This window comes from Stieleria sp. (assembly GCF_041595215.1).
GTDB classification, from domain to species: Bacteria; Planctomycetota; Planctomycetia; order Pirellulales; family Pirellulaceae; genus Stieleria; species Stieleria magnilauensis.
The window spans coordinates 1-1,647 of sequence record NZ_JBFHKV010001458.1 but is presented as its reverse complement, the minus strand read 5'-3'; the positions used below and the strand labels follow the sequence as shown (position 1 = coordinate 1,647).

Annotated in this window: 1 protein-coding gene; it reads right to left on the bottom strand. The window is 60.8% G+C overall.

The features are described from left to right. A partial coding sequence (locus ABX749_RS32075) for a Na+/H+ antiporter NhaC family protein (RefSeq protein ID WP_372899624.1) occupies positions 1-1,405 on the bottom strand: 1,405 nt, incomplete at its 3' end. Positions 1,406-1,647 lie beyond the last annotated feature (242 nt).

Here is a 1,647-nt window from a genome sequence, read left to right as displayed (position 1 = left end):
TCGAAGCATCGGCCGGCAGCAATCCGATCAGCGGAGCGGTCAGCGTCAGTGTCATCGGCATCAACAACCCCATGGTGCCGAAACTGGTTCCCGTGGAAAACGACAGCACCGCGGCCAACAAGAACACGATCGTGGGCAGCAGGCGAACCACCATCGGTACCGAGTTTGATGATGGGGACGGCGCGTCTAGTACCGGAGAGACCCTGGCCCCGGACAAAATCGTTTCGGCGACGAACTGCCCCGTGTAAAGCCGATGGTCTTGGAACTCATACGCCGTACCGGATTGCCCATCGACGGACTTGCCACTGGTCAACCGTGACAGCGCCGAAGCGGTCCAAAGGATGATAATCGCCGGCAGGACGATTTTCATCCCTCCCCAGCTGGCTTCGCGGATCTGCTGCAACGTCAACAGTTTTCTCGTCAGACAGATCACGGCGATCGTTGCCAGCCCCATCAGCGCACCGTATTGCAGGGCCAGACTGGAGTCGGCGGCACCGAGGATGTCTCGCAGTAGCGGCGCGTCACCGGTGGGCTCCGATGAACCCGACCGCAACGAAGCGGTTCCCGTGGCGTACAACAACGCGATCACGACGGCCAACGTCACCGCGATTGGAACGACCGCGACCCGCCACGAGGCCGCCGCAGTCGGTTCGGTCAACGGGTCAGCGATCGAACCGGGATCGTCTTGCCGCTGGCCTGATCCGGCAACCACTGCTTTTTCGGCCTTCAGCATCGGACCAAAATCTCGTCCCATCAGCGCCAAGATCGGCACCATGCCGAGCGCCAGGATGGCGTAAAAGCGATAGGGCACGCTGGCGATGAACAATTCCATCGCGCGCGAGACGTTTGCCCCTTCGATGTCACCGAGTCCTTCGGCGATGTAATCGATCTCGACGGCGATCCAGGTCGACAGCAGCGCCAAACTGGCCATCGGTGCCGCCGTGGAATCGACGATGTAGGCGAGTTTTTGCCGTGAGATTTTCAGCCGATCACAGAGCGGTCGCAGCGTTCCGCCCAACAACACGGTGTTGGAGTAGTCATCAAAGAACACGACCAATCCCAGCATCCACGTCGTCAGTTGGCCGCCGCGCCGTGTTTTGGCGATCGGAGAAATTAATTTGATCAGCCCCAGCATCCCGCCGCTGCGACTGATCACGCCGATCATCGCCCCCATCAGCAGGGTGAAGGAAAAGATTCGCAGCTTTCCGGGGTCGGCAAGTGTCGGCCACAAATGGACTTCGCAAAAATCGACCAACGCCCCGATCGGGTCACCGCCGTTGGTGATCAACGCGCCGCAGAAAATGCCCATCAACAGCGACAACGCGGCCCGCTTGGTCACCATCGCCAACACGATGGCGACCAGCGGAGGCAGTAAGCTGAACCAGCCGTAGGGGTGATCGTTCAAGGAATTGATTCAGGTTTCTAGGGAATCGGTCGACAGCAGCGTTCGGGTCGCAACACGCGATTCCGCGATTCGGTGGTGCGCCGTGCGCGGTGCGCGGTGCGCCGGTCCTCGAGCGACTTGCTGATGTCTGCTACGGGCGGTCTGTGTCCGCCTGGCCCGCAAGATAGCGATTCCAGCCCCAGCGAAACAGGTTGCGGGTATCGCTGTAGCGGGCATCCGATGAAGCGGAGCCGAGTACCACG